Source organism: Acinetobacter parvus DSM 16617 = CIP 108168, from assembly GCF_000368025.1.
Taxonomy (GTDB): domain Bacteria; phylum Pseudomonadota; class Gammaproteobacteria; order Pseudomonadales; family Moraxellaceae; genus Acinetobacter; species Acinetobacter parvus.
On sequence record NZ_KB849211.1, the window covers coordinates 591,934 to 617,342 of the forward strand.

Annotated in this window: 24 protein-coding genes, 3 tRNA genes and 4 pseudogenes; 15 read left to right on the forward strand and 16 right to left on the reverse strand. The window is 42.0% G+C overall.

All coding sequences use genetic code 11. The features are described from left to right. The 6 genes and pseudogenes from F988_RS04815 to F988_RS15590 all read left to right on the forward strand — a co-directional run. Window positions 1–624: multicopper oxidase domain-containing protein (locus F988_RS04815; protein ID WP_004681458.1), on the forward strand; the 624-nt coding region annotated here is incomplete at its 5' end. Further along, a complete protein-coding gene (locus F988_RS04820) occupies window positions 611–1,531 on the forward strand; it encodes a copper resistance protein B (RefSeq protein ID WP_004681459.1) in 921 nt (306 codons plus the stop codon). The genes F988_RS04815 and F988_RS04820, both read left to right, overlap by 14 nt. 71 nt (window positions 1,532–1,602) lie before the next feature. Beyond that, window positions 1,603–2,261: pseudogene (locus F988_RS14415) on the forward strand (IS256 family transposase); the annotation flags it as partial. An 11-nt stretch (window positions 2,262–2,272) separates the two neighbouring features. Then, the gene (locus tag F988_RS04835; protein WP_004677047.1) at window positions 2,273–2,749 is read left to right on the forward strand and encodes a helix-turn-helix domain-containing protein; all 477 of its coding nucleotides are present in this window, start codon (window positions 2,273–2,275) and stop codon (window positions 2,747–2,749) included. Continuing rightward, on the forward strand, window positions 2,745–3,284 hold the full coding sequence (locus tag F988_RS04840) for an IS630 family transposase (protein WP_126038012.1): 540 nt from the start codon (window positions 2,745–2,747) through the stop codon (window positions 3,282–3,284). Before F988_RS04835 ends, F988_RS04840 begins: the two co-directional genes overlap by 5 nt. Window positions 3,285–3,466: 182 nt before the next feature. Continuing rightward, window positions 3,467–3,776: pseudogene (locus tag F988_RS15590) on the forward strand (hypothetical protein). Between the two features lie 265 nt (window positions 3,777–4,041). Here F988_RS15590 and groL read toward each other — a convergent pair. From groL to F988_RS04860, 4 genes are all read right to left on the reverse strand, one after another. Beyond that, entirely contained in the window at window positions 4,042–5,676 is a 1,635-nt protein-coding gene (gene groL, locus F988_RS04845) for a chaperonin GroEL (protein ID WP_004681467.1), read from the reverse strand. A gap of 59 nt (window positions 5,677–5,735) precedes the next feature. After that, complete coding sequence (locus tag F988_RS04850) at window positions 5,736–6,026, reverse strand: co-chaperone GroES (protein WP_004681468.1); 291 nt, start codon at window positions 6,024–6,026, stop codon at window positions 5,736–5,738. A gap of 188 nt (window positions 6,027–6,214) precedes the next feature. Then, on the reverse strand, window positions 6,215–6,970 hold the full coding sequence (locus tag F988_RS04855) for a metallophosphoesterase family protein (protein ID WP_004681470.1): 756 nt from the start codon (window positions 6,968–6,970) through the stop codon (window positions 6,215–6,217). Beyond that, on the reverse strand, window positions 6,951–7,889 hold the full coding sequence (locus F988_RS04860; protein WP_004681472.1) for a diacylglycerol/lipid kinase family protein: 939 nt from the start codon (window positions 7,887–7,889) through the stop codon (window positions 6,951–6,953). The genes F988_RS04855 and F988_RS04860 overlap by 20 nt, the downstream gene beginning before the upstream one ends. Window positions 7,890–8,285: 396 nt before the next feature. Between F988_RS04860 and F988_RS04865 the strand changes: the two genes are divergently transcribed. Next, window positions 8,286–10,115: a phosphoenolpyruvate carboxykinase (GTP) gene (locus F988_RS04865; protein ID WP_004674891.1), complete on the forward strand. Its 1,830-nt coding sequence runs from the start codon at window positions 8,286–8,288 to the stop codon at window positions 10,113–10,115. Window positions 10,116–10,331: 216 nt separating this feature from the next. Here the strand turns inward: F988_RS04865 and F988_RS04870 are convergent, their stop codons facing one another. Beyond that, window positions 10,332–10,673 (reverse strand): tyrosine-type recombinase/integrase, encoded by a 342-nt coding sequence (locus F988_RS04870; protein ID WP_010589162.1) that lies wholly within the window; start codon window positions 10,671–10,673, stop codon window positions 10,332–10,334. Between the two features lie 14 nt (window positions 10,674–10,687). Then, window positions 10,688–10,759 (reverse strand): annotated as a pseudogene (locus F988_RS15695) (phage integrase N-terminal SAM-like domain-containing protein); the annotation flags it as partial. Between the two features lie 178 nt (window positions 10,760–10,937). Here F988_RS15695 and F988_RS04875 point away from each other — a divergent pair. The 4 genes from F988_RS04875 to F988_RS04890 all read left to right on the forward strand — a co-directional run bounded on the left by F988_RS04875 (window position 10,938) and on the right by F988_RS04890 (window position 12,751). Further along, on the forward strand, window positions 10,938–11,399 hold the full coding sequence (locus F988_RS04875; RefSeq protein WP_004681473.1) for an SRPBCC family protein: 462 nt from the start codon (window positions 10,938–10,940) through the stop codon (window positions 11,397–11,399). Between the two features lie 106 nt (window positions 11,400–11,505). Then, a complete protein-coding gene (locus tag F988_RS04880; RefSeq protein ID WP_004681474.1) occupies window positions 11,506–11,973 on the forward strand; it encodes a hypothetical protein in 468 nt (155 codons plus the stop codon). Beyond that, window positions 11,970–12,350 (forward strand): hypothetical protein, encoded by a 381-nt coding sequence (locus tag F988_RS04885; protein WP_004681476.1) that lies wholly within the window; start codon window positions 11,970–11,972, stop codon window positions 12,348–12,350. Before F988_RS04880 ends, F988_RS04885 begins: the two co-directional genes overlap by 4 nt. A 32-nt stretch (window positions 12,351–12,382) precedes the next feature. Next, window positions 12,383–12,751, forward strand: a complete 369-nt coding sequence (locus F988_RS04890) for a glyoxalase superfamily protein (RefSeq protein ID WP_004681478.1) — start codon at window positions 12,383–12,385, stop codon at window positions 12,749–12,751. Window positions 12,752–12,864: 113 nt separating this feature from the next. Here F988_RS04890 and glpD read toward each other — a convergent pair whose 3' ends face one another. From glpD to glpK, 3 genes are all read right to left on the reverse strand, one after another. After that, entirely contained in the window at window positions 12,865–14,385 is a 1,521-nt protein-coding gene (gene glpD, locus F988_RS04895) for a glycerol-3-phosphate dehydrogenase (protein WP_010589163.1), read from the reverse strand. Window positions 14,386–14,619: 234 nt separating this feature from the next. Then, on the reverse strand, window positions 14,620–15,378 hold the full coding sequence (locus tag F988_RS04900) for a DeoR/GlpR family DNA-binding transcription regulator (protein ID WP_004674899.1): 759 nt from the start codon (window positions 15,376–15,378) through the stop codon (window positions 14,620–14,622). Between the two features lie 54 nt (window positions 15,379–15,432). Beyond that, entirely contained in the window at window positions 15,433–16,941 is a 1,509-nt protein-coding gene (glpK, locus tag F988_RS04905; RefSeq protein ID WP_004681481.1) for a glycerol kinase GlpK, read from the reverse strand. A 265-nt stretch (window positions 16,942–17,206) separates the two neighbouring features. Here glpK and F988_RS04915 point away from each other — a divergent pair, with 265 nt between their 5' ends. Beyond that, window positions 17,207–17,629: a hypothetical protein gene (locus F988_RS04915; RefSeq protein WP_004681484.1), complete on the forward strand. Its 423-nt coding sequence runs from the start codon at window positions 17,207–17,209 to the stop codon at window positions 17,627–17,629. A 54-nt stretch (window positions 17,630–17,683) separates the two neighbouring features. Here the strand turns inward: F988_RS04915 and F988_RS04920 are convergent, their stop codons facing one another. Continuing rightward, entirely contained in the window at window positions 17,684–18,352 is a 669-nt protein-coding gene (locus tag F988_RS04920) for a class I SAM-dependent methyltransferase (protein WP_004674906.1), read from the reverse strand. Window positions 18,353–18,591: 239 nt separating this feature from the next. Beyond that, on the reverse strand, window positions 18,592–19,440 hold the full coding sequence (gene folD / locus F988_RS04925; protein ID WP_004674908.1) for a bifunctional methylenetetrahydrofolate dehydrogenase/methenyltetrahydrofolate cyclohydrolase FolD: 849 nt from the start codon (window positions 19,438–19,440) through the stop codon (window positions 18,592–18,594). A 170-nt stretch (window positions 19,441–19,610) separates the two neighbouring features. On the opposite strand from folD, the gene F988_RS04930 reads away from it, so the two are divergent. Next, a tRNA-Cys gene (locus F988_RS04930) sits at window positions 19,611–19,684 on the forward strand. A gap of 8 nt (window positions 19,685–19,692) precedes the next feature. Beyond that, window positions 19,693–19,778 (forward strand) — tRNA-Leu (locus F988_RS04935). 125 nt (window positions 19,779–19,903) lie between these two features. On the opposite strand, the gene F988_RS04940 is transcribed toward F988_RS04935, so the two are convergent. Further along, window positions 19,904–21,664: an alkaline phosphatase D family protein gene (locus F988_RS04940; protein WP_004681486.1), complete on the reverse strand. Its 1,761-nt coding sequence runs from the start codon at window positions 21,662–21,664 to the stop codon at window positions 19,904–19,906. Between the two features lie 207 nt (window positions 21,665–21,871). Between F988_RS04940 and F988_RS04945 the strand changes: the two genes are divergently transcribed. Continuing rightward, a tRNA-Leu gene (locus tag F988_RS04945) sits at window positions 21,872–21,957 on the forward strand. A 114-nt stretch (window positions 21,958–22,071) separates the two neighbouring features. Here F988_RS04945 and pgaB read toward each other — a convergent pair. The 4 genes and pseudogenes from pgaB to F988_RS04965 all read right to left on the reverse strand — a co-directional run. Beyond that, window positions 22,072–23,409: pseudogene (gene pgaB / locus F988_RS04950) on the reverse strand (poly-beta-1,6-N-acetyl-D-glucosamine N-deacetylase PgaB); the annotation flags it as partial. Window positions 23,410–23,656: 247 nt separating this feature from the next. Continuing rightward, window positions 23,657–24,058 carry a hypothetical protein gene (locus F988_RS04955; RefSeq protein ID WP_004681489.1) on the reverse strand — a complete coding sequence of 134 codons (402 nt, stop codon included), beginning with the start codon at window positions 24,056–24,058 and terminating at the stop codon, window positions 23,657–23,659. A gap of 378 nt (window positions 24,059–24,436) precedes the next feature. Then, window positions 24,437–24,778 carry an FKBP-type peptidyl-prolyl cis-trans isomerase gene (locus F988_RS04960; RefSeq protein WP_004681490.1) on the reverse strand — a complete coding sequence of 114 codons (342 nt, stop codon included), beginning with the start codon at window positions 24,776–24,778 and terminating at the stop codon, window positions 24,437–24,439. A gap of 30 nt (window positions 24,779–24,808) precedes the next feature. Then, complete coding sequence (locus F988_RS04965; protein ID WP_004681491.1) at window positions 24,809–25,339, reverse strand: YaeQ family protein; 531 nt, start codon at window positions 25,337–25,339, stop codon at window positions 24,809–24,811. Window positions 25,340–25,409 lie beyond the last annotated feature (70 nt).

Consider the following 25,409-nt stretch of genomic DNA (forward strand, 5'->3'; position numbering starts at 1 on the left):
GATATGTCTTCTATGAAAGGTATGGATCATGATATGCCGATGAATAGCGCTACTGTTAAGGCGGCTTCAGACAAGAATGATAATACCGTATTTGGATGGGCAAATGCTTCAACACCTGAAGGTAATAAAGCATTGCAATATAGTGATTTGCAATCGTTAGATCCTCAAAAAGACACTCGTGCAGCTGAACGTGAAATAGAGATACGTCTTGGTGGAAACATGGAGCGTTATATTTGGACAATAAATGGTAAAAAATTTAATGAAGCCGACCCACTAGTGGTGAAGTATGGTGAACGTATTCGCTTAAAATTTGTCAATGACAGTATGATGGCTCACCCAATGCACTTACATGGCATGTTTATGCAGCTTGAGAATGGTCAGGATCCAAGCAATATGCCAAACAAACATACGGTAATTGTTCCACCTGGGAAAACGATAACCACGCTACTCACAGCTGATGAGTTAGGTGAGTGGGCTATTCATTGCCACCTGCTTTACCATATGAGCGCAGGAATGATGAATAAACTAATTGTGGCCCAAGTAGACAAAGATAGTGTTTCAAAAAATATTGTTGCTCAGCCCCCAATAAGTGAGAAGGGAGTAAATCCACATGCAAATCACTAAGAATTTCTTCTCAAAAACAGTCTTATCAATTGCATTAATAAGTGTATCAAACTTAACTTTTGCTAATAGCAGCACTTCGGAACAAGAAAGTAATATTACAAATGGTATGAGAGTCTTATTACAGGAGTCTGGTGGCTTAAGATATACCCCCCAAGAATTGTATCCAGAATATTATTCAATGGAAAATGCAAATGGGGGCGATAATATTATTTTGACCGCAAAAAAGAGATCAGCCCCATCTCATGATGATCATCTTAAAGAACATGGCGGACAAATTTATCAAGCAACAAAACTTGAAAATGCATGGATAGTTGATGAAGATGGTAAGGGTACACTAGGAACAAAGTTTGAAACTTTGATTGGGACAGATGAAAATCGTATATTTATCGAAGCGAATCTAGCAAAGCAAGAAAGCAGTGATATTAATTATGATATATCTGCACTCTATAGTCGTAATGTAGCCCCATTTTGGGATGTGCAAACAGGTGTTCGATATAGTGAAGATAAAAATAACCCAAACAACAATCGGATTGATGGTGTTATCGGTATATTAGGATTAGCCCCTTATTTCTTTGAGACACAAGCATATCTTTATGGAGGAGAGAATAACTTTTGGGGAACAAGTTTTGAATTCGAACGTGATTTACTTTTAACTCAAAAACTTATTACTCAACCTTATATCGAAGCAGATATTGTACTCAATGATAATTCTGACTTTGCTTCTAAGACCGGCTTGTCTGAATTAAAGACTGGTATAAAAACCAGATATGAGATTACTAAAAGGATTAGACCCTTTGTGGATGTTGCATATCAATATGAAAAAGGGTTGAAAGAGACAAGATTCCAACAAGCCACTGACTCAGAAAAAGGCTGGTTGTATGGTGCAGGTATCGAGTTTGTTTTTTGAGACTGTAAATAAAACTGTGTAAACGCTTAAACTATCCCTCAACGCTGTTGGGGGCAACACAGGTGTTTACCATGAAAGATGAAGCAATGCTGGCATTGGCAAAAGAATTTGCCAAGAACTTAAAAACAGAAGCTGACCTGAATAATTTCAGTAAAGCTCTAAAGAAACTCACCGTTGAAACTGCACTCAATGCTGAACTGACAGAACATTTAGGCTATGAGAAGAATAGCCCTCGTATAGGCAAAAATACACGTAATGGCTATACAACCAAACGGCTATTTACTGATGATGGTGAATTTGAACTAGACACGCCTAGAGATCGTGATGGCACTTTTGAGCCCCAGCTGATCAAGAAGATGAGAAGCAGCGCTTCGCAAGGCGTATCACACAAATGGATAGCCAAATCCTATCCCTATACGCCAAAGGCATGACGACACGAGATATTGTTGCCACATTCAAGGAAATGTACGATGCGGACGTCTCTCCAACGCTTATTTCCAAAGTGACGGATGCAGTTAAAGAACAAGTAATAGAATGGCAAAATCGACCATTGGATGCCCTTTATCCTATTGTCTATATGGATTGTATCGTCGTGAAAGTGCGTCAAGATAGTACGATTATTAACAAAGCGGTGTATCTAGCATTAGGTGTCAATACAGACGGACAGAAAGACTTATTAGGTAAGTTTACAAAAACAACTAAACATGCGAAAAGACATTTTTGGTTAAACGATGTTTGCACATGCCACGGATTGTTACCGTCCCACTCAGCTTAGAACAGCGTGCACAACTAATTCTCTTGACCAAGCATGCAGCACATTGGCGTGAAAGACAACGTGCCCAAACCATTCTCTGGCTTTCCGAAGGTAAAACTGTTGCCGAAGTTGCTGCGTTACAAGAGCGTATCCCAGAAACCATAAGGCTACAACGCCGACATTGGGAGCTACATCAGTTTGAATCGATTCAAGAAGGCCATCGCTCAGGCCGTCCCAATACACTGACCTCAAACTATCAGGCTCAAATCTTAGAGTGGGTCAACACAAGCCCACTCAATGCAGAACAAATCCGAGTCAAACTGCATGAAAAACACGGTGTATCCGTGTCTGTTGAAACTCTTCGCAAGTTTTTGCGAGATTCAGGCATGGTCTTCAAACGCACCCGCCACAGCTTGAAAAAAAAGAGACCCGACCGCATTTGGACAAGCGCAACAGCAGATTGAAGCATTACGTGAGCAAGCGGCACGTGGTGAAATTGTATTGGGCTATGTGGACGAAACAGGATTTTCGGCTACGCCAGATAACCGTTATGCATGGACAAAGATAGGCGATGTTCATGCGGTTGATGCTGTAAGACTAAAGCGAGTTAATGTGATGGGTTGTCTGCTGTCAACGGGTCATCTGATCACCAGTTGCCTACAGGAGTCCGTTAACAGTCGCTGGTTTTATGCCTATTTGATGGGTGTAGCAGCACAGGTGAAACGCAGCTATCAAGTTCCTTTGGTGTTGATTGTTGACAATGCCTCGATTCATCGCAGCAAACAGATGGTAGATTGGCGCAAGCTTCTTGTACAAGAGTATTCAACGACTTTGTATTTTCTACCTGCGTATAGTCCTGAGCTGAATAGAATTGAGATGGTTTGGAAGCAGATGAAGTATAACTGGCGGGATTTTAAGGTGATGAAGGCAGATCAAATAGAGCGTTGGGTTGGGCAGATTTCAAAGGGTTTTGGTAATGAATACATGTTTACTTTTTAGTTGATACTTAAGCAGTCGATGTTGTTATTACCAACAACAAACAAAAGATTATTAACTGATATAATAAAAAAAATAAGTCTTTTTTTTGATTTTTTAAACATATCTCATCTTTTATTTTATTAATTTGATAATCTTCATTTTAAGAGTTTATCTTTTCAACCTATACAAATGGAGAAAATCTAATGATTAAATCTATAGACCTTACAAATACAGAGCGACGTGTATCGACTGCTGAATTTGCATTAAGAATGAATATATCTGAAAAAGAACTATATGATCGAATTATAGTCAAATCATTATAAAACCAATACAACTCAGTCGATGAATTATTTAGAGTTTTTTTCGAATCCTGTATGGATAATAAAGTAGTTTGACTATAAAACTGGTCGCGTGAAAAGACCGATAAAGGATGGACGTAAAAACTTCTGGCTTAATAGCTATGTCCTTACCTGTATTCTAAATGAGGAAAACTCCATTCTTACGTCAAAATGAAATAGATGTTGCTCTAAGTCAAAAACGCCTGATTTTTCTCAGGCGTTTTTTTCAATATTTTCATTCATTCATTCAAGAGTTAAATTCTTATCTAATAAGATCTCTTCTTTTTTAAGAGATTAAAGATCTATAATTAAAAAGGTCACAAATAAAATTTGTGACCTTTTTTGTAACAAACTCATATGTGAGTAACACTATGAGTAAGCTAAATTCTGATATAATAAATTATTTTAAATTACAACAATTTAATATATCAGTGAGCAGTTTACATCATTCCGCCCATACCACCCATTCCGCCCATATCTGGAGCAGCTGGTTTATCTTCTGGGATATCAGTAATCATTGCCTCAGTTGTCAACATTAAACCAGCAACAGAAGCAGCATGTTCTAGTGCAGAACGAGTTACTTTAGCTGGGTCAAGGATACCCATTTCCAGCATATCGCCATATTCACCAGTTGCGGCGTTATAACCAAAGTTACCCTCACCCGCTTTAACAGCGTTGATTACAACAGATGGCTCATCACCCGCATTGGCAACGATCTGACGAAGTGGCGCTTCAATCGCACGGCGTAAAATATTGATCCCTGCTGTTTGGTCTTCATTCGCGCCTTTTAGGCCATCTAATGCATTAACCGCACGTACCAGTGCAACACCACCACCTGCTACAACACCTTCTTCAACTGCTGCACGAGTTGCATGAAGTGCATCGTCAACACGATCTTTCTTCTCTTTCATTTCAACTTCAGTTGCTGCACCAATTTTGATAACTGCAACACCGCCAGCTAATTTAGCAACGCGTTCTTGAAGTTTTTCTTTGTCATATTCAGAAGTAGACTCTTCGATTTGCGCACGGATTTGCTGTACACGCTCAGCGATTTGCTCAGCATTACCCGCACCATCAACAATCACTGTATTTTCTTTAGAGACTGTAACTTTGTGCGCACTACCCAAATGCTCTAGTGATGTTTGCTCCAAAGACATACCCACTTCTTCAGAAATAACAGTTGCGCCAGTCAAGATCGCGATGTCTTGAAGCATTGCTTTACGACGATCACCAAAACCAGGTGCTTTAACCGCACATACTTTGATAATACCGCGCATGTTGTTCACAACAAGTGTTGCAAGCGCTTCACCTTCAACATCTTCAGCGATGATAAGAAGTGGTTTACCTGTTTTAGCAACCGCTTCCAATACCGTGATCAATTCACGGATATTGCTGATTTTTTTATCAACAAGCAGGATGAACGGATTTTCAAGTTCAGCAGTTAAAGTATCTTGCTTGTTCGCGAAGTATGGAGAGATATAACCACGGTCGAACTGCATACCTTCTACAACGTCTAAAGCGTCTTCGAAGCCAGAACCTTCTTCTACAGTGATCACACCTTCTTTACCCACTTTTTCCATTGCTTGCGCAATCAATTTACCCACAGTGGTGTCAGAGTTTGCAGAGATTGAACCCACTTGTTCAATTGCTTTGAAATCATCAGCAGGTTTTGCATTGGTACGGATGTTTTCAACCACAGTTCTCACTGCGATGTCGATACCACGTTTCAAATCCATTGGGTTCATACCAGCAGTTACTGACTTGATCCCTTCATTTAAAATTGCTTGTGCAAGTACAGTTGCAGTTGTTGTACCGTCACCCGCGATGTCGTTGGTTTTAGAAGAAACTTCACGAACAAGTTGAGCACCCATGTTTTCAAACTTGTCTTTTAATGAAATTTCTTTCGCAACAGTAACACCATCTTTAGTGATGTGTGGTGCGCCAAAAGAACGGTCAATGACAACGTTACGGCCTTTAGGACCTAAAGTTACTTTTACCGCATCTGCAAGAACGTTTACGCCTGCAATCATTTTTGAGCGAGCTGAATCACCAAATTTTACGTCTTTAGCTGACATATTAAACTCCGAATCTTTTTAAATACTTAATGTGATAATAAATGTGAGTTATGTGTCGATTAGGCTTCAAGCACAGCCAAGATATCTGACTCTTTCATAATCAAGAGTTCTTCACCGTTTACTTTTACAGTTGTTCCCGCATAAGTACCAAACAATACTTTGTCTCCAACTTTAACATCCAAAGCACGTACACCATTGTCAGTGATCTGACCATTGCCCACTGCAATCACCTCACCCTGAGATGGTTTTTCAGCAGCAGAACCTGGAAGTAAAATACCGCCAGCAGTTTTGGTTTCTTCTTCTACACGACGAATCACAACACGATCATGTAATGGACGAATGTTGCTCATAATTAACTCCATCAGACTTAGTCTTTTTTGATAAATTGTTATGACAAGACAAAAGCGCCATAACAAAATTTGATATGACACTTTTGTGGGGTTAAAAAAAATGGCTTCAAGGGGTAAAAGAAAAAAAATTCTATTTCTAGATGTTTTTTTCAACACAATCACATGATCTTGCCGAATTAAGCAGCATTTCATGATCGAAGAAAGATTTTCTGTTTTTCATCAAACCAATAATGCTCAATCTTGCCATTCCCTAAAATAACATTAAAACCATTGGTTGAGTCATGGTGTAAACGGCTCGAAATTGCAGTGCCTGCATGAATGTCATAGATGGGATGATTGACATTCAAATGATAAATCTTTGTAAGGTCATATACTGCTGTTTGATGTAAATGCCCATGCAACAAGCCAAACAGTCCCGTTTCGCCCCAGCGTTCCAAAGCAATCTTTCCTAAAACAGGGCAATCCTTATCATCATGCTGATCAGGAGATATATAGAAAGGCTGATGAAAAACCACCAGCTTTATTTTATTTGAGGGTGAATTGTTTAACTTTTCATAGGTTTCATGAATTTGTTCCAGGGAAATATGTCCTCGCGTATGGTAACGCCGCCGAATACTGTTTACCCCCACAATATAAAAATGCTCAGTTTCCAGCGTTGTTTCCAGGCGACCAAAAAATGCCTGATACAATACAAAAGGGGAAAAAAATCGGTTCCAGACCTGATACAGGGGGATATCATGATTTCCTGGCACCACCAAATAAGGCAATGACAGGGAATCCAGAAATTGTCGGCAGGCATAGAACTGCTTAAAGCGGGCACGCTGGGTTAAATCTCCACTCACCACAATGACCTCAGGACGATGCTGTTGGCAAAACTGCTGTATGGCCTGAATACATACTTCTCTTTCAGTACCAAAGTGTAAATCAGACAGGTGCAACAGCATTTGGCACCATTACTTTCAAGGCAGATTTTTCAACTGCGAATTTTAGCGGTGTCTGCATTTCCATCAGTTCTCCATCCACCGCCACAGTGAGCTTTTTCTTTTTACACTCCACCTGAATCTGTTCAGCACAGAATGAATAAACATCAGAAGCCTGATCAATTTTCCCCTGAATCAGTGTCCATAACATTTTCAGCAAGCTTAGCCGATCACTTTTAGCCACCACCACCCCTGCCAGCTTTCCATTGGCTGCACATTCTGCAATCCTCATCTTCATGTCGCTGAGTTGAAGCTGGTTATTGCCAAAGAAAACCAGCGGCGTAGCAACAGAATATTTTTGGCCATCCACAGTGACCGCCAGTTTTAATAATTTATGCTCACGTAACAGTACATCCAAACCCGATGTATAGGCATTCAGGGGGAAACGGCCAAAACGCTGGTTATATAATTCACGTTTTTTTATAAATAAAGGATATAAACCCAGACTGGCATTATTCAGGTAAATCTGGTCATTCAGGGTGGCAACATGAACCTTATGTTCAATGCCTGTGGCAATCACCTCCGCAGCCAGCCCCAGATCAATGGGGATATTCAGGGCGCGGGCAACATAATTAAATGTCCCTAATGGCATGATTCCCATTGGAATATCGGTATGCATCAATTTTTTGGCAACCGCATTCAAGGTTCCATCCCCTCCTGCCGCCACCACAACACCACGCGAATCGGCATGCTGATGTCTGGAGAGTACCGATGTCATCATTTCATCAAAATTAACCCGCTGATTTAACTCAAAAACTTGGATTTCAAACCCATATTGTGTCCAGAACGTCATGAGACGTTCATATTGCTCATCTTGTTGTGCTGCATGAAAACCTGATTTTTGATTATAAATGAGGGATAAAGGCCGTAAATTTTGACTCATACAACTTAACCTGAATAAAGTTAACAATCTTATTTTTGTTTACAAAATCAACAAATAAAAGCTTCTTTATGTAAATTTTGAGTGAGCATCATTCATATAACCAATAATAATTCTCAAAAAATCACAATATTTTAAGATATTGTTTTCCAATATAATTTTAAATAAAAATAACACATATAAAAAATCAAAATAATGAATAGAAAAATGATCAAACCAATTAAAAACAACTACCTATCTATAAATATACATGCTTGCATTAACCGATTCTGACATTCTTTAGTCTTATTTTTTTTATGATTTTATGCTTTAATACAGCCACTTTTTTTACTTCATCTATCTTACTGTCATCCAGTAAATGGAACTTGTACGTTGTACACACTTTAAAAAGGCATCACCATGACCCAAGTGAACGCACCAGAATTCGTTCGTCACCCTAAGCTGATTGCATGGGTGGAAGAAATTGCAAAACTAACCAAGCCAGCAAAAATCGAATGGTGTGACGGCAGCGAAGAAGAATATCAACGTCTGATCGACTTGATGATCGCTAACGGCACCATGCAAAAACTTAACCAAGAAAAACATCCTGGTTCTTATCTTGCAAATTCCGACCCTTCTGACGTTGCTCGTGTTGAAGATCGCACTTATATCTGCTCTCAAAACAAAGAAGATGCTGGGGCAACCAACAACTGGGTTGATCCTGCGGAAATGCGTGCAAAATTAAATGGATTATTTGACGGTGCAATGGAAGGTCGTACCATGTATGTGGTTCCGTTCTCAATGGGACCTTTAGGCAGCCATATTGCCCACATTGGTATTGAATTAACAGACTCACCTTACGTTGCGGTTAGCATGACCAAAATGGCGCGTATGGGTAAGGCAGTTTATGATGTGTTGGGCACAGATGGCGAGTTTATCCCATGTGTACACACTGTTGCAGCACCATTAAAAGATGGCCAGAAAGACGTTGCCTGGCCTTGCAACCCTGAAAAATATATCGTGCATTATCCAGAAACTCGTGAAATCTGGTCTTATGGTTCAGGTTACGGCGGTAATGCATTATTGGGCAAAAAATGCCTTGCATTACGTATCGCATCAGTCATGGGCCGTGAACAAGGCTGGCTGGCTGAACACATGTTGATTTTAGGCGTGACCAATCCACAGGGCGAAAAACATTACATCGCGGCGGCATTCCCATCTGCATGTGGTAAAACCAACTTTGCAATGTTGATTCCACCAGCAGGTTATGAAGGCTGGAAGATTGAAACTGTAGGTGACGATATTGCATGGATCAAGCCAGGTGAAGATGGTCGCCTATATGCAATCAACCCGGAAGCTGGTTTCTTCGGTGTTGCCCCAGGTACAAACACCAAGACTAACCCGAACTGTATGGCTACCCTGCATAAAGACGTAATTTATACCAACGTTGCTGTAACTGACAACGGTGAAATCTGGTGGGAAGGTCTTTCTAAAGAAGTTCCAGCGAACTTGACCAACTGGAAAGGTCAACCACATACAGGTGCAGATAAGGCGGCGCATCCAAACGCTCGTTTCACCGTTGCTGCTGGTCAATGTCCATCTATTGACGCTGACTGGGAAAATCCAGCTGGTGTTCCAATTTCTGCGTTCATCTTCGGTGGTCGCCGTGCAGACACTGTGCCTTTGGTATCAGAAGCATTTGACTGGGTGGATGGTGTTTATAAAGCAGCAACCATGGGTTCTGAAACCACTGCTGCTGCTGTTGGTCAACAAGGTATTGTACGCCGTGACCCATTTGCAATGCTGCCATTTGCTGGTTATAACATGGCTGACTACTTTGGCCACTGGTTACAATTAGGTAAAGAAGTGGGTGCAAAAGCTGAAGCTGCTGGTAACAAATTACCAAAAATCTTCAATGTAAACTGGTTCCGCCGTGATGTTGAAGGCAACTTTGTATGGCCTGGTTTCGGTCAGAACATGCGTGTGCTTGAGTGGATCATTGACCGTTGCGAAGGTCGTGCAGAAGCGACTGAAACACCAATCGGTCTGGTTCCTACTTATGAGCAGTTAAACTGGGAAGGTATCGATTTCTCTAAAGAGCAATTCGACACAGTAACCACTCAGGACAAAGATCAATGGATCAAAGAGCTTGAAAGCCACACTGAGTTATTTACCAAACTGGGTGATCGCTTGCCTCAGGCACTTAAAGATCGTCAGGCTGAGTTATTAAACGCGGTTAAATCTGCTTAATAATTAAAAATACAAAAGGTCGCTTCGGCGGCCTTTTTTATTTGGAGGATTTAGTAACGAGGTAAAAAAGTGTTTGGCATTTTCACTCGCCAAGGCTTTTGGATAGCAGGTACATACCAAACGTCATAGCGCGAGACCAATAACACTAGAATTATAGTTTAGATGCGTTGTTTACCGTTAAAACAATGGCTTGAGGAAAGGAGACTCATGATCTTCTCAAAATGAATCTAATGGACTTTGCACACCCAAACCACCACGATTAAGCACGTGGGTATAGATCATTGTGGTTTTGACATCAGCATGCCCCAATAACTCTTGTACAGTGCGGATGTCATAGCCGTTTCGCAAAATTTGTGTGGCAAAACTATGCCTCAACGTATGCAGTGTAGCAAATTTTGTGATATGCGCTTGCTGCACAGCAATTTTGAATGCGCGTTGCAAACCTTGATGATAAATATGATGCCGTCTAAAAATTCCTGTCCTTGGATCAGTGGATTCATTAGATGCGGGAAATACCCAAAACCAAGATAAATGACATAGCGTTTTATCCAGCCACAATAGGCTTGTTCAGTCCGATAACTCATGTGCTTATAACGTATACGCTGCCTGACTAAATCAAGAAGTTTGGGTTGTTGAACTGACATGTTATTATCCTTGTTATTTTTATGATTTAATGATAGTTTTTAGTTCAAATAAATCAATATTATTTTGTTTAATACTTTATAAATAGGCGTCTTATGCAGCAAGTTTTAGCATCTTATGTGTCACCTCTGCCGCATAAGAGTAGTTAGGTGCCACACACACAGATTTCCAGGAGCTGAAATGACACTCATAAAGTCGCCTGTTGCGCGAGCAACAATGCTCATCCGCAGACCCGTCGAGGAGGTGTTCAATGCCTTCGTCGATCCCACCGTGACCACCAGATTTTGGTTTAGTCGTTCCAGTGGGCAACTAGCTCCCGGTAAGACAGTAACCTGGTACTGGGATCAATACGGCGTCTCGGGGGAAGTTACGGTCACGGCGCTGGAGAAGAACCAAAGAATTGCCATTGAATGGCCCACGCCTGTTGAATGGACTTTTACGCCTAAAGGCAATGACACAACATTTGTTTCTATCGTCGCCTCAGGCTTCACGGGAACCGATGATGAAAAGGTTGCGCAGGCACTGGATTCCACTGAAGGATTCAATCTCGTAATCTCTGCCTGCAAGGCATTGCTTGAGCACGGAATTGATCTTCAGCTTATCTCTGACAAAAACCCTGATGCCGCCGTCAGTGGCACCTAACAATTCATTCAAGCCGACGCCGCTTCGCGGCGCGGCTCATTGTGCTAGCGTGTAGCACAACGCCGTGCCACTACGCAGCGCGGCTTAACTTAGGTGTTAGGTTGCCATGAAGTTTCTTGTCGTCATCGTTATAGCAATCCTCGCTGGGTGCTCACGTTATGACTCGCCATCGCCCGGCTCGCCTCCTTCCAAAAGCGAGACCGCTTTCCAATCGGCTACAAACGTCCTGGCCGAGCCATTGCCAGGGAGAAAAGTGAAGATCTCAGTCACTGCAAAGGACGAGAGTCTGTACATCGTCAACTGCAATGAACATGTCGTAGTTTCGTTGCGTGCGGTCGGCGCGCCGCACATTTCTTGGGGCGGCGTGTCGAATAGTTGCTTATCCCAAAGCATCATCATTCCAGCCAAAGCGACACTTAGCTTTATCGTGGAACTTAGTGATGGCTCTCCGGAATTAGATACGACCGTGCGGTACACAGCACTGGTCGGAGGAGTCCATCAAAGCGCTGACATCCGCTCACCACAAGTTCCCGTAGAGCGCATGACCAGCAATTCTTTCAAGATCATTCCATGAGTGGCAACCTAACTCAGGCGTTAGGCAGCATGACGAACATCCTCGATACTCTTTACAAAATCTGCCTGCACCCCAGACCAGATGACGAGTTTATTAACCGATTTTCGAAAGTGATCGATGTCTATTCAATTGCAGAAAAATCAGAACTTGTTGACTCTCTTGCCAGGTTTATCGCGGAAAAATTCTTATCTGGTGAAGGGTCGTTCGAAGAAACAGACGTGGCTATAAACAATCTTGCTGGCTATGCAATCTGCAACAACCGAATCCCCGAGTTTATGTGGGGGGTGTACATGGCGTTTGATGATGCTGAACTTGGATCAGACGGTCAACAGCGCTTACCTTCCAATCTCCGCCATGCGCTAGGGCCTGCTGCCTAACTCAGGTGTTATGCAACCAAAGGAAACAAAAAATGGCATTTACCAGAATAGCCCCTCTTATAAGAATATTTGATGAAAACAAAGCCAAAGAATTTTATGTTGAATTTTTGGGGTTCAATATCGACTTTGAACATCGGGACTCCGATGACGCGCCTCTTTACATGCAGGTATCAAAAGGACAATGTCTTTTGCTGCTAACAGAACACCATGGGGGATGTAGTCCGGGCTGTGCCATCAACATTGAAACAGATGAGCTAGAATCTTACTGCAAGGAACTAAATCAAAAGAATTATAAGTTTGCCAAGCCGGGCATCCAAGATATGCCTTGGGGCAGCAAGAATATGTCCATCGCCGATCCATTCGGTAACAATATTACTTTCACGAATGCCATCAGTACCTAACATTCGTCCCCAAAAAAAGCACCCTTTCCACTCCATCAGTACGCCACCTGAGTTAGTCGAACTCAGGTGACGTAGATAACCGTTATTTTAAAGACAGTATACTATACGATTTTTTAAGCCGCATGTGGCGATTGCTGCTTAGCAGCCAAATAAGCATCTAAAGCCAGCTCTTCACTCGGCATAAAGCTCAAGCCCAACTTAGAACGTCTCCACAGCACATCCTGAGTGCTTGTTACCCATTCAAAGCGACATAAATAATCGACTTCTTTGGCATACAAGCCCTGACCAAAATGTTTTCCGAGTTGGTCAACCGATGTTATTTCACCCAATATATTCCAGATCCGTGAACCATAAGTCGATGCCCAGCGTTTTGCCAATGCTTCTGGAGCATCCGTGATTTGTGCACGGATTTCCTGTATCAACTGTTCAACAGAATGCATATTTTCACCGCCAGGCAATGCCTCTGTCGCAGTCCAGCTTCCCTGCATCTCAGGGAAAAATGCCTTGAGCTGTTGCATAGCAGATTCAGCCAATTTACGATATGTTGTTAATTTTCCACCAAATACGGAAAGTAATGGTGCCTGCCCTTTCTCACCTTTGGACAAGGCCAAAGTATAGTCACGGGTAATGGCTGATGGATTATCCGATTCATCATCACACAGAGGACGCACACCCGCAAAAGTCCAAATGATGTCCTGTTGGGTGAGTTGTTTTTTGAAATGGGCATTGCTCACTTCAATCAGGTAATCAATCTCTTCCTGAGTAATTTTCACCTGTGCTGGATCACCCTGATATTCACGGTCTGTGGTGCCAATCATGGTGTATTGGTCCAGATATGGAATGGCAAACACAATACGGCGGTCATCATTTTGCATAATAAAGGCTTTGTCACATTCATACAGCTTCGGCACAATAATGTGACTGCCCTGAATCAGGCGGATCCCGTAAGGAGATTTAAGCTGCAAATCCTGCTTGATAAATTGCGCAACCCAAGGTCCTGCCGCATTAACCAAGGCTTTCGCCTTAATCTGGAATTGACCATGCTCATTTTCCAGATCGACCAGCCAATATTGCCCATCACGTTGTGCAGAAAGACAACGGGTTCGGGTCACTACATCAGCCCCTTTCTCACGGGCATGCATGGCGTTTAAAACCACCAGACGAGAGTCATCCACAGCACAGTCTGAATATTCAAAACCACGGGTAATAGCAGAGTTTAGCGGGCTATCTTCTTTAAAATAAACATTGTTTGAACCCAACAGCTTTTCACGTTTACCCAAATGGTCATAAAAGAACAAACCTGTACGAATCAACCATGCGGGACGTAAATGCGGACGATGCGGCATGATAAAACGCATTGGGCGGATAATGTGCGGTGCTTTAGCCAACAAGACTTCACGTTCAGCCAATGCTTCACGTACCAAACGAAATTCTTTATGTTCGAGATAACGTAGACCACCATGAATCAGCTTACTGCTGGCAGAGGAGGTATGGCTTGCCAAATCGTCTTTTTCACATAAGAATACGGATAAACCACGTCCTGACGCATCAGCAGCGATACCAACACCGTTAATACCGCCACCAATAACAGCAAGGTCATAGATTTTGTCATTTGACTGAGGAGAAGTTTGCATATCATCACCGCAAATTTTCATTATTTTTCGATAATGAAAATTTAAACATATAAAATGAAAATAAACAATAAATTTTGTGCAAAAAAATGCCAAATTATTGGCATTTTTAACAAATGAATAAAAAAGAAATTGATTATGAAATGGATGATAAATGCTTTAGGTCAATTTTCGAATCATAGAAACAAACTGTGTTTGACCACTAAAGAGATATAAAACAAAGCATTTAATGAAAAATTATTGAGCAACAACCAAATTCACACCTAAATCATGAATGGTTTTTAGATATTGCTCATTGGGTTGCTGATCAGTAAAGATACTATCTACTTGCTTCAATGAACCCAGACGGATCATGGCATTACGGCCAAACTTGCTACTATCCGCCGCCAAGAAAACCTGACGTGCACTTGAGAGGATTTCCTGTGACACACACACTTCCTGAAAGTCAAAATCCAGCAAAGTGCCATCCTCATCAATACCACTAATCCCAATCAGCGCATAATCCGCCTTAAACTGCTTAAAGAAATCAGCCGTTGCCTGACCAATCACTCCACCATCAGGGCGAACTCGACCACTGGCAATCAGTACTTCAAAATCCTCCTTGGTGCTGAGAATTTTGGCCACATTCAGGTTATTGGTAATGATCTTCAGCCCAGTATGGTTGAGCAAGGCATGGGCAATCGATTCCGTGGTCGTTCCAATATTAATGAATAATGACGCATGGTCAGGTACAGCAGCAGCCACCGCCTCTGCAATCCTGAGCTTTTCTTCAAGCATATAGCCGACACGCATCGTATATTCGGTATTTTCAACACTGGAATCATGTGCGGCTCCACCATGATAGCGGCGCAACAAGCCCTCATCCGCCAACTGATTAATATCACGACGGATGGTTTGAGGGGTAACATCAAAATATTGAGCAAGCTCTTCAATACTGATATAGCCACGCTCTCTCACCAGTTCAAGGGTTTTTTGTTGGCGTAGGATCAAGCTCATGCTCATCCATCCTAAGTTATTTTAAATTACGAATGGCGTTATTTTACCTTAATTTTAAGCCCAGTCACGTGTACGCCCCACAGCTTTTAACCAGCCTTGATAAAGTTTTTCGGTTTCATCCTGACTACACGCGGGTGTAAATGTTCGCTCAATGGTCATTCTGCTCTTCAATTCATTCAAATCAGACCAGAAACCAACGGCTAAACCTGCCAAGAATGCCGCCCCCATACCTGTGGTCTCTTTCATGGCTGGACGTTCAACCAAAGTCGATAAAATATCCGCCTGAAACTGCATAAGGAAGTTATTTGCGGTAACACCACCATCTACACGAAGTGTACGTAACTTCTCACCCGAATCCTGCTGCATGGCATCCAGTACATCACGGGTTTGATAAGCAATGGATTCCAGCGTTGCACGAATAATATGCTCAATACTCACGCCACGGGTAATTCCCAGAATCGCACCACGGGCGGTTGGGTCCCAATATGGCGCGCCCAACCCCGTAAATGCAGGAACAACATAAACGCCATTACTGTCTTTCACTTTGGTTGCATAATATTCCGAGTCATGCGAGTCGTTAATGGCCTTTAATTCATCACGCAGCCATTGCACACATGAACCACCATTAAATACCGCACCTTCCAGGGCATAGTTCACTTCACCTCGTGGCCCACATGCAATCGTGGTGAGTAAACCATGTTCAGATTGAACAATACGTTTACCTGTATTCATCAGCAGGAAACAGCCTGTACCGTAGGTATTTTTTGCCTGTCCCGCCTCAACACACATTTGACCGAACAAAGCCGCCTGTTGATCCCCTGCAATTCCCGCAATTGGAATCCCAATCTCCTGACCACTGATGGTATGGGTATGCCCATATATTTCAGAAGAAGTACGCACCTCAGGCAACATGGCTTTAGGAATATTCAAGGCTTCAAGCAGCTTATCATCCCATTGCAATGTTTCAATATTAAATAGCATGGTACGTGAGGCATTGGTATAGTCAGTTACATGCGCCTGACCATTGGTCAGTTTCCAGATCAACCAGGTATCCACTGTACCAAACAACAGCTCGCCACGTTCTGCCCGCTCTCGGCTGCCCTCTACCTGGTCAAGAATCCACTTGATCTTGGTTGCCGAAAAATATGGGTCAATCACCAGTCCAGTGACCTTACGTACATACTCATCCCAGCCGTACTGACGAAGCTGGTTGCAGATTTCATTACTTTGGCGGCTCTGCCATACAATCGCGTTATAAATCGGTTTACCTGTTTTTTTATCCCAGATAATTGTGGTTTCACGCTGGTTAGTGATGCCAATCGCGGCAATCTGGTCGCTTGAAATACTTGCCTGTGCTAAAGCCTCAACCCACACCGCACTTTGCGTTGCCCAGATTTCCATTGGGTCATGCTCAACCCAGCCTGGTTGCGGGTAGATTTGGGTAAACTCACGCTGGGCAATCGTAATAACATTTGCATCGTGATCCAACACGATTGCACGTGAACTGGTTGTACCCTGGTCAAATGCAACCACATATTTTTTTTGACTATCTGTAGAGATCATGGCATACCTATTCAGAATTGCCTTATGTATCAAAGCAATAAATGAAATACCTATTAAAAAAATGGGCCTCAACACTGCGATACAGCAACAACTTGTATATAAAAATAAAAAACTTGCACGATTATATGCAAAATTGTTCGAAAACGAAAATTCTTTCTCTCATTTTGAACCCAAATCATGATGAACAGCGTGAGTTTTAAAGATTCATCACAATACAAAATCTAATTTATGCGATACTAAGACTAGAAATAATAGGACTACTAATATGAAAAAAACTAATTTATTGATTATTGTGAGCGGTACACTTCTGGTTGCGGCATGTCAAAGCACTCCACATCAGTACAATGGTGTGACAGGTTATGAAATTGAAAATAAAACGGCAACTTCGGCAACACTAGCCTATACCTTGGCAGCACGTGGCAACAGTGAGGTTGATGAGAAAAAACTACAGCATGCCTGTAAACAAGTGTTAGGAATGGAAAAAACCTATAAAATTTCGATACTCAGTGTCAATGAAATTATGAACCCAACCAAACAGGAACAATATGGGGTGCAACTTGGCAACAGCCGTGCAACTTTTGGTCTATCCAACTCACCTGATTTAAACAACACTGAGGGCTATGCAACACGTCAGGCACTGGAAACACGCCCAACCACACTGAAAGTGGTTCGCTATACCTGTTCATAATGGTTAAAAATAAGGTGGTTGATTTAAACCACCTTAGCTTTATCTGCGTACTTATTATAAGGTCTTATAAAAACTGACATTGCGAAACTCTTTGGCTTCATCCAGATCAGGCCAGGTGGTTGCGCTGCGCTCATCAATCTTCATATATTTAGGGTGACTAAAGTTTTTAACCCGACTATCCGCTACCCAGACTTCTGGTGCGAATTTTAAAAACTCATCCAGAAAGAATCGGTTACACTGATCGTAAAGCACATCCGCAGCCAGCAAGACATCTACCTGTTCTGACTTGTACAAATCATCCAGATACTCAAGCTCGACATTATTTAGCAAGGCATTTTCACGACATGATTCCAAGCTAACCTGATCAATATCACAGCAGATGACCCGCTTTGCCCCTGCCATTTTTGCGGCAATCGCCACCACGCCTGAACCCGCCCCAAAATCCAGCACCACCTTGTCTTTAACATGATGCGGTTCTGCCAATAACCATTGCGCCATTGCTAGACCTGAGGCCCAACAGAAAATCCAGTATGGCGTTTCATTCCAGATACGGCGAATGACTTCATCATCCAGACGCTCAGTTGGGAAAACAGGTGGAATCAGCCATAGGGAAATTGGCGTCTCAGGAAGCTGTTGCGCCAATAAATCTGTATTTGGAATAACTTCATGCAACGCTTTCAGCAATTGCGCAGGTGCTTTGGCAAATTGAAAAGTACAGCTCATATTTCTTTAATTCTATACAATCCTCCTCTTTCATAAAGCATAGGTGTCTACATATCTGTAACCCCCTCCTACCCCCCCTTAAAAAGGTGGAGGAACATCATTTGAATCAAGACCTTATAAGATTCACAGGAAGTCTCCCCTTTTAAAGGGGAGATTTAGAGGGGTTAAAAATCAGATAAATCAACATATTAAAACTTGTGTAGACACTTATATTCATAAAGAGAGGGTTAGGGGGGAATTTAATCCAAAGCTTTTTCAGCGGCTTCAACGGTCTGACGAATCAATGTGGTAATCGTCATAGGGCCAACACCGCCTGGCACTGGTGTATAGGCAGATGCAACTTCTTCAATTCCAACAAGTTGAATATCACCTACACCACCGCCATCACGAGGATGGAAACCAGCATCAACCACAACCGCACCTTGCTTGATCCAGTCTTTCTGAATCAGTTCAGCCTTACCGACTGCACCGACAATAATATCTGCCTGTTTAACCAGCTCAGCAAGATTCTGGGTACGTGAATGGCAAATTGTCACTGTCGCATTGGCCTGTAATAGCATCATCGCCATTGGTTTACCTAAAATCGCTGAGCGACCCACCACAACCGCATGTTTACCTGCGATTTCAATGTTGTTTTCCTGCAAAATGGTCATGATGCCTGCTGGCGTCGCTGAGCCATAAGCAGACTCACCCATTGCCATACGACCAAAACCAAGGCAAGTTACCCCATCCACATCTTTTTCTAGTGAAATAGCATCAAAACATGCGCGTTCATCAATCTGTTCAGGAACTGGGTGCTGCAACAAGATGCCATGCACATCAGGATTGGCATTCAGTTTTTCAATTTCAGCCAGAAGTTGCGCTGTGGTGGTCTCTTTCGGTAATTCGATTTTAAGTGAGTCCATTCCCACACGACGGCAAGCATTGCCTTTCATGCGTACATAAGTTGCAGATGCACCATCATCCCCGACAAGGATGGTTGCCAAAATTGGGGTACGCCCCGTTTTTGCTTTTAATGCCTCTACACGTACCAACAAATCCGCCTCGATTTGTTTTGCCAATGCACGACCGTCTAAAACCAATGCCACAGCGTATCTCCCAAGTGAGTATAAGTAAGTGCTTACTAATCAGATAAGTATGCAAATGATACATGATAATTTGTCCAATATGCTTTTAGATGTTGTTTTTATGTGCATATTCACCCGAAACACTATTGTTTTTTTCCTAAAGATTGCTAATATGTGCATCACCAAGAGATGGCGGGGTGGCAGAGTGGTCATGCAGCGGACTGCAACTCCGTGTACGCCGGTTCGATTCCGACCTCCGCCTCCATTGGTAAAGCCCGAGTGGTGAAATCGGTAGACACAGGGGATTTAAAATCCCCCGCCCACAAAGCGTGCCAGTTCGAGTCTGGCCTCGGGCACCATTTTTCAGCAAATGAAATATGGTGCTAAAAATTCCAGCTTAATGCTGGTTTTTTTATGTCTGAAAATATTTGCAATAAAAATAAAAAAAGCCAAACAGAATGGTTTGGCCTCTACTGAAATAGGATTACGCTACTTGTTGCGCTGTTTTCATTGGCAATAAATTCACATCCAAACTCAACTGATGCTGTCTGGCTGTATCAACACTATATTCAGGCTTCTTGATTGAATCCACATAAACCCACTGTGACTGTACCTGTGCTTCATCAAATTGAACAATTAAATAACCTCTTTGATTTAAGTTGCAATAGTTCAGCTCATCAATCAAGGTGGTAAACGCAAATTCAAACTGTTGCAACTGAGCCAATGGGATATTTAAATATTTTTCCAAACCTGGCGAAGAAACTGAACTGGTTGCCAGCTCAACACCAACAAACACACCATCCTTGCTATATAGATTGGATGACCACGCATTATGGGTATCCCCTGCAAGTACAACAACTTTTTTCTTTAATTGTGCCAAAGTGCCATACAATATTTCACGCTCTGCAAAATAACCATCCCAGGCATCCAGATTATAAGGTGCAACGCTGAGAACGCGGGCTTTTTCCTGATCGGTTAAGCTCGGATCACCTTGCTTTAAACGCATCTTTAAGGTGACTAGCTCAGTAATTTGCATATTCATTTTATTTAAGGTGTCGGCAGTTGGATTGCCTGAAGTTATTTCTGCCAATGAAAGCAACAATTCAGCTGGAACCAGCATTTTTGTCATTAAAATCTGCTGCCCCAGTACATTCCATGTGGATGTCGATTGCTGTAGTTTTCCAAGTAACCAATCACGCTGGGTATAACCCATTAAGGTACGTGCTGGATTGGTTAAATCTGCCTGAAACTTTGCAATATCCAAACCATTTGCTGTGATATAGTTGGCATAGTCCAACTGCTCATCACGGGCGATAATCCGAGTATCAAGCATAGTCAGTTGCACCAGCTTGCCAAAATCAAACTGGCGATAAATCTTGAGATGTTGTTCATCTATGGGACGAATTGGCATCCACTCAAAATAAGCCTGTAAAGCTGCCAGTTTACGCTCCATAAAAGAACCCTCATTAACCTGATGATTCTCTGCACCATCTCGCCATGTGTCATTTGCCAATTCATGGTCATCCCAAATCACAATAAAGGGATGGCGATGATGTAATGCCTGCAAGTCCTTGTCTTTGCGGTATAAAGCATAACGTTTACGGTAATCATCTAATTTGATAATTTCTTTATTGTTATCAGCTGCCAGTGTTCGTCCTAATTTTTCCGCATCTTCTGTTGCATAACCATCTGCGCCATATTCATAAATATAGTCACCTAGATGAATGACCACATCAACATTTTGCTTCGCCATTTCCCGATACACATAGAAATAACCTGCTGGATAATTTGAGCATGAACATACCGCAAAACTGACTTTTGAGGTGCTGGTTGCTAAGGTTTTAGTTTGACCAACTGGAGAAATCTTGTCACCAAAGATAAAGCGATAGAAATAACGCTGGTCTGGTTTTAAACCCGTGACATCCACCTTGACGGTAAAATCTTGCGATGCCGAGGTAAGGACTTTATCGGTTTTAATGATTTGCTTAAATTGATTATCTAGTGCAATTTCCCAACTTACCTGTAAACGAGCACTGGCATCATTCGGTGTCAGGCGTGTCCATAAAATCACGCGATCCTGCAATGGATCACCACTTGCCACACCATGTTCAAAATTCACCTGAAGTGTTGCCGTTTCTTGTTCTGAATTGTCATTACATCCTGTAAAACCAGTGGAGAGGGACAATGCCCCGAAACCGAATAAGCTTTTTTGAATGAGTTCCCGTCGTGAAATTTTGGCTGTCATTTGATGGCTACCTTAGCTTTTATCGCAATAAATGAATAAAGCTAATTGATATACATGAAGCTTTAATCTCAGTTTGATGAAAGAATCATGAAAACAGTTTGTCCAAGTTTGGTTTTATCCGATAAATACATGAATTGACTGAAAAGAAAGCAAATACGTGGTTTTACTCTTGCCAAGTTTTCAAGTGTCCTCTATTATTGCGCTCATGCCCGAGTGGTGAAATCGGTAGACACAGGGGATTTAAAATCCCCCGCCCACAAAGCGTGCCAGTTCGAGTCTGGCCTCGGGCACCATTTTTCAGCAAATGGAAATATGGTGCTAAAAATTCCAGCTTAATGCTGGTTTTTTTATACCTGAAATTTAGGAATATAAAAAAATGCCTTAATTAAAAAACCAAGGCCTTCAATCTTAATGGTCTGCCGCGCTTCTGGTGAGAATGGGCTTAAACGGATATAGCCCATATTTAAATGCTCACCTGATTGGGTTTGTTGGGTTTCCACCAACTGTTTCGAAACTGGGTCTTGTTTCGGCAATTCCCAAGCCATCACAGGCATCCACGCATATAGACGCTTTACTGGAGTACGGGTTTGAATTTGCCATGCCGCACGGTTAAACAGGTCTGCACGCATCAGGATATGACGGTTCGGGAAATACACCCTATCTGCCGAACCATTGGCATCGGGGTCAGAAAAGGCCTGTAGATAAACGGTGTTTACGCCCATACCATTAATTCGATCCAGTAAATGTCCCAGATTACGTTCCTGTTGCTGCGGATCAGGATCATAGATATAGTCTAAATCGACATGCATGATTTTTTGCGGACGATTATTGTCACCGAGGTTCAGTTCACGGTTCTTGATTTCCTGTGCAAGTGCACTGGTCGACATATTGCCCTGAATCAAGATACGGCTCATATTCTGAATGGATTGTTTGGCCTGGTCTGCCCCATCATCCAAGGTAATGGTAATCGGCATGCCCAATTCCTTGGCGGTTTTGACCAACTGCATATTGTAGCGGCCATAAGGCCAGACCATGACCCGCGGTGAACGTAGACCATGTGCCTTTAACAGGTCATTATTCTTTTTTAGGTCCTGATAGACACGTGCCTGATAATCGGCATCATTTTCATAACTTTTGCTTTTAGTATCATAAATGCGGGTAATTGCGGCAGGCTCCAGATTGCCCTGTGGATTTGCATTAATCCCCTGATGCAAATGATAACTATGGCTGGCAATCTCCACCAAGCCACTATTCTGCATCTCCTTAAGCTCGTCCCAGCTCAAGATTTTGTTCCTTGCGATGCTTTCCCCACCAAAATCCACATTCTGGTTTTCTTTCGGTTCCAGCCATGAACCGACCACAGCCAAAACCACAGGGATTTTTTTGGCACGAATTACGGGATAGGCATTTTGATAGAAAGATTGATAGCCATCATCCACCGTCAGTAATACAGGTTTACTAGGCAATTTATACTGGCCTTGATGGGCCTTGATCAGTTGATCCACATTAATAAAATGGAAGCCATTATTCTTTAACCAGTCAATATGTTGACTAAACTGCTGTGCAGTAACCGCATAACTTGGGATCAGTGCATCTTTATGCTCTGTGATTTCATGATAACCAATGACGGTTAACGTTGTCGCATCAATTTTTGGATTAGCCGCAAAAATGGGGGTGGTTGCAACCACACCCAATACAAGACCGAAAAATGTTTTTAAGGTCGGAGACACTAAACGTGTTGTCATAGAAATATTGTCTCGATACAGGAAAGTCGCTGGGGACGAAGCAGGCATGAATGGTCTTAGGATTTAGGCAACATCATAAGCATTCTAGCGTGTCAGCTGGAAGTAAGGATTGTATTTATAATTTTGCAAACTGAAAATAATCTTAAAAGGATATATGATGAAATTTATCGTAAAATAATAGATATGATGGAAATACAATCATACCCCCAACCCTTGTGACGGTTAGGAGTATAAAACGCTATACAGACTAATATTCAATAGACTGGAAATTTGGATTTTCTGATAACTGCTGTAAATAGTAGCGTTCTTTCTGGTAGAAATATTTACATAAACGGTTGACCCACTCACCACGGCGGAACGTCAATATTTTTTTATGGATACCATCATATTCCAGCAGCAGCACATTACGGTCATCTTCGAATGAGGCCAGGCGGGTAATCTTATAATTATGAGGTGCATGCTGGTGAGCAGGTTGCAAGGCCCTTACGATTTCAACTTTATAATCGCCATCAATCCAGTAATGCCGATCCATAAGCGCCTGTTCATTGACCCAAAATCCTGTTTGCGCCCCATCATGCGTATCAATCAGGAAAAAATGGTCCAACTCTTTTAACAACTCTGATGCAGTGATATCCAAATAATCATTCATATCATACCTCTACTCATTCAAATTTTTATCGCTTGCCTGAGGCAATTACAGCATTTTTATATTTAAGCAACTATCATACGTGACCAAGCACAACCCTAATAGTGACCTTATAAGCAATTTGCCAAATTTTAAAATATGATTTTTTATTCAGCACATTGTCATTTGCAGGGAAATTGCTCTTTGAACTCAAAGATATACAGGACTATATAGAGAATCAACCATTTTTCCCAGAGTATGAAAAAAATAAGATAAAAAAGAAAGTCATTTAAAATCAAAAAGTTATTATACAATTATTAATAATGTTTTATATAACTGATTTTAAAGTGATTTAGCATAAATTCAAGCCTAAACCACTTTATTGTTTCTACAACGAACGGTCTATTCGTCGCGTGTCTTGACATCAAAAAGCTCAATTTCAAAGGTCAGGTTTGAGTTGGCAGGAATAATTTTTCCCATCTTACGTTCCCCGTAAGCCAAGTGTGCAGGAACAATCAGTTTGCGCTTGCCGCCAACCCGCATTCCCATAATGCCCTGGTCCCAGCCCTTGATCACTCGTCCAGTGCCAATCACGGTTTCAAAATAATTACCACGGTCTATTGAAGAGTCAAACTTGGTTCCATCTTCCAACCACCCTGTATAATGGGTGGTAATCAGGGCGCCTTTTACAGCCTCTTTACCCTCACCCACTTTTAAATCAATAATCTGTAATTCCGCATTCATCGCTCTCTCCAAATTTCTTTCAGTTCAACATTATTGCAATTGTTGCCACTGGATGTCGACCTGTCCCTTGTCACTGAGCAAAGTCCATTCACCATCCATGATATTCAGTTGCAACTGCATGGTACGTTCACACAATTGTTCAAGTGCCTGTGTGGTTTGCGGAGCCAGTTGCCAAACCGAGACATTGCCGAGTGTCTTGATTTTGGTATTTTTCTGCCACCAGTCATCTGCCTGTGAACCATAGGCAATCACGGCAACTTTCTTGCAACGCGCACTAGCTTTCTTTATTTTATCTTCCGATGGACATCCGACTTCAATCCATTTTTCCAGCAAACCTGTCAGGTCTTTCTGCCATAAGGCGGGTTCATCGGTTTCAAACAGGTCTTTGGTAAATTCCAGTTGCTCATCTGCATAACGCGCATAGGCTAGAATCCGCACCATTAAACGTTCAATGGTTTCTGATGGATGCAATGCCAGCGTCAACTGGTAGTCCGCATAGATATGCTCATCCATATTGGCAATATTCAGGTCTGCCTTATATATTGTTGCTTTTAACGCCATAAACGGTGCTCTTAAATATAGTGTGTTCAAATTTGGCGCTAAGCATACTCTATTTTATAGGACAACATGA

What these genes read in the sequence shown, in the direction of transcription:
- F988_RS04875 (WP_004681473.1), top strand. Translation starts at nt 10,938, where the DNA reads ATGACACTCATAAAGTCGCCTGTTGCGCGAGCAACAATGCTCATCCGC.
- F988_RS04965 (WP_004681491.1), bottom strand. Translation starts at nt 25,339, where the DNA reads ATGGCGTTAAAAGCAACAATATATAAGGCAGACCTGAATATTGCCAAT.
- F988_RS04915 (WP_004681484.1), top strand. Translation starts at nt 17,207, where the DNA reads ATGAAAAAAACTAATTTATTGATTATTGTGAGCGGTACACTTCTGGTT.
- F988_RS04900 (WP_004674899.1), bottom strand. Translation starts at nt 15,378, where the DNA reads ATGAGCTTGATCCTACGCCAACAAAAAACCCTTGAACTGGTGAGAGAG.
- F988_RS04865 (WP_004674891.1), top strand. Translation starts at nt 8,286, where the DNA reads ATGACCCAAGTGAACGCACCAGAATTCGTTCGTCACCCTAAGCTGATT.
- glpD (WP_010589163.1), bottom strand. Translation starts at nt 14,385, where the DNA reads ATGCAAACTTCTCCTCAGTCAAATGACAAAATCTATGACCTTGCTGTT.
- F988_RS04885 (WP_004681476.1), top strand. Translation starts at nt 11,970, where the DNA reads ATGAGTGGCAACCTAACTCAGGCGTTAGGCAGCATGACGAACATCCTC.
- F988_RS04960 (WP_004681490.1), bottom strand. Translation starts at nt 24,778, where the DNA reads ATGAATGCGGAATTACAGATTATTGATTTAAAAGTGGGTGAGGGTAAA.
- F988_RS04920 (WP_004674906.1), bottom strand. Translation starts at nt 18,352, where the DNA reads ATGAGCTGTACTTTTCAATTTGCCAAAGCACCTGCGCAATTGCTGAAA.
- groL (WP_004681467.1), bottom strand. Translation starts at nt 5,676, where the DNA reads ATGTCAGCTAAAGACGTAAAATTTGGTGATTCAGCTCGCTCAAAAATG.
- F988_RS04855 (WP_004681470.1), bottom strand. Translation starts at nt 6,970, where the DNA reads ATGCTGTTGCACCTGTCTGATTTACACTTTGGTACTGAAAGAGAAGTA.
- F988_RS04940 (WP_004681486.1), bottom strand. Translation starts at nt 21,664, where the DNA reads ATGACAGCCAAAATTTCACGACGGGAACTCATTCAAAAAAGCTTATTC.
- F988_RS04955 (WP_004681489.1), bottom strand. Translation starts at nt 24,058, where the DNA reads ATGAATGATTATTTGGATATCACTGCATCAGAGTTGTTAAAAGAGTTG.
- F988_RS04835 (WP_004677047.1), top strand. Translation starts at nt 2,273, where the DNA reads ATGCCACGGATTGTTACCGTCCCACTCAGCTTAGAACAGCGTGCACAA.
- glpK (WP_004681481.1), bottom strand. Translation starts at nt 16,941, where the DNA reads ATGATCTCTACAGATAGTCAAAAAAAATATGTGGTTGCATTTGACCAG.
- F988_RS04880 (WP_004681474.1), top strand. Translation starts at nt 11,506, where the DNA reads ATGAAGTTTCTTGTCGTCATCGTTATAGCAATCCTCGCTGGGTGCTCA.
- F988_RS04890 (WP_004681478.1), top strand. Translation starts at nt 12,383, where the DNA reads ATGGCATTTACCAGAATAGCCCCTCTTATAAGAATATTTGATGAAAAC.
- F988_RS04860 (WP_004681472.1), bottom strand. Translation starts at nt 7,889, where the DNA reads ATGAGTCAAAATTTACGGCCTTTATCCCTCATTTATAATCAAAAATCA.
- F988_RS04820 (WP_004681459.1), top strand. Translation starts at nt 611, where the DNA reads ATGCAAATCACTAAGAATTTCTTCTCAAAAACAGTCTTATCAATTGCA.
- F988_RS04850 (WP_004681468.1), bottom strand. Translation starts at nt 6,026, where the DNA reads ATGAGCAACATTCGTCCATTACATGATCGTGTTGTGATTCGTCGTGTA.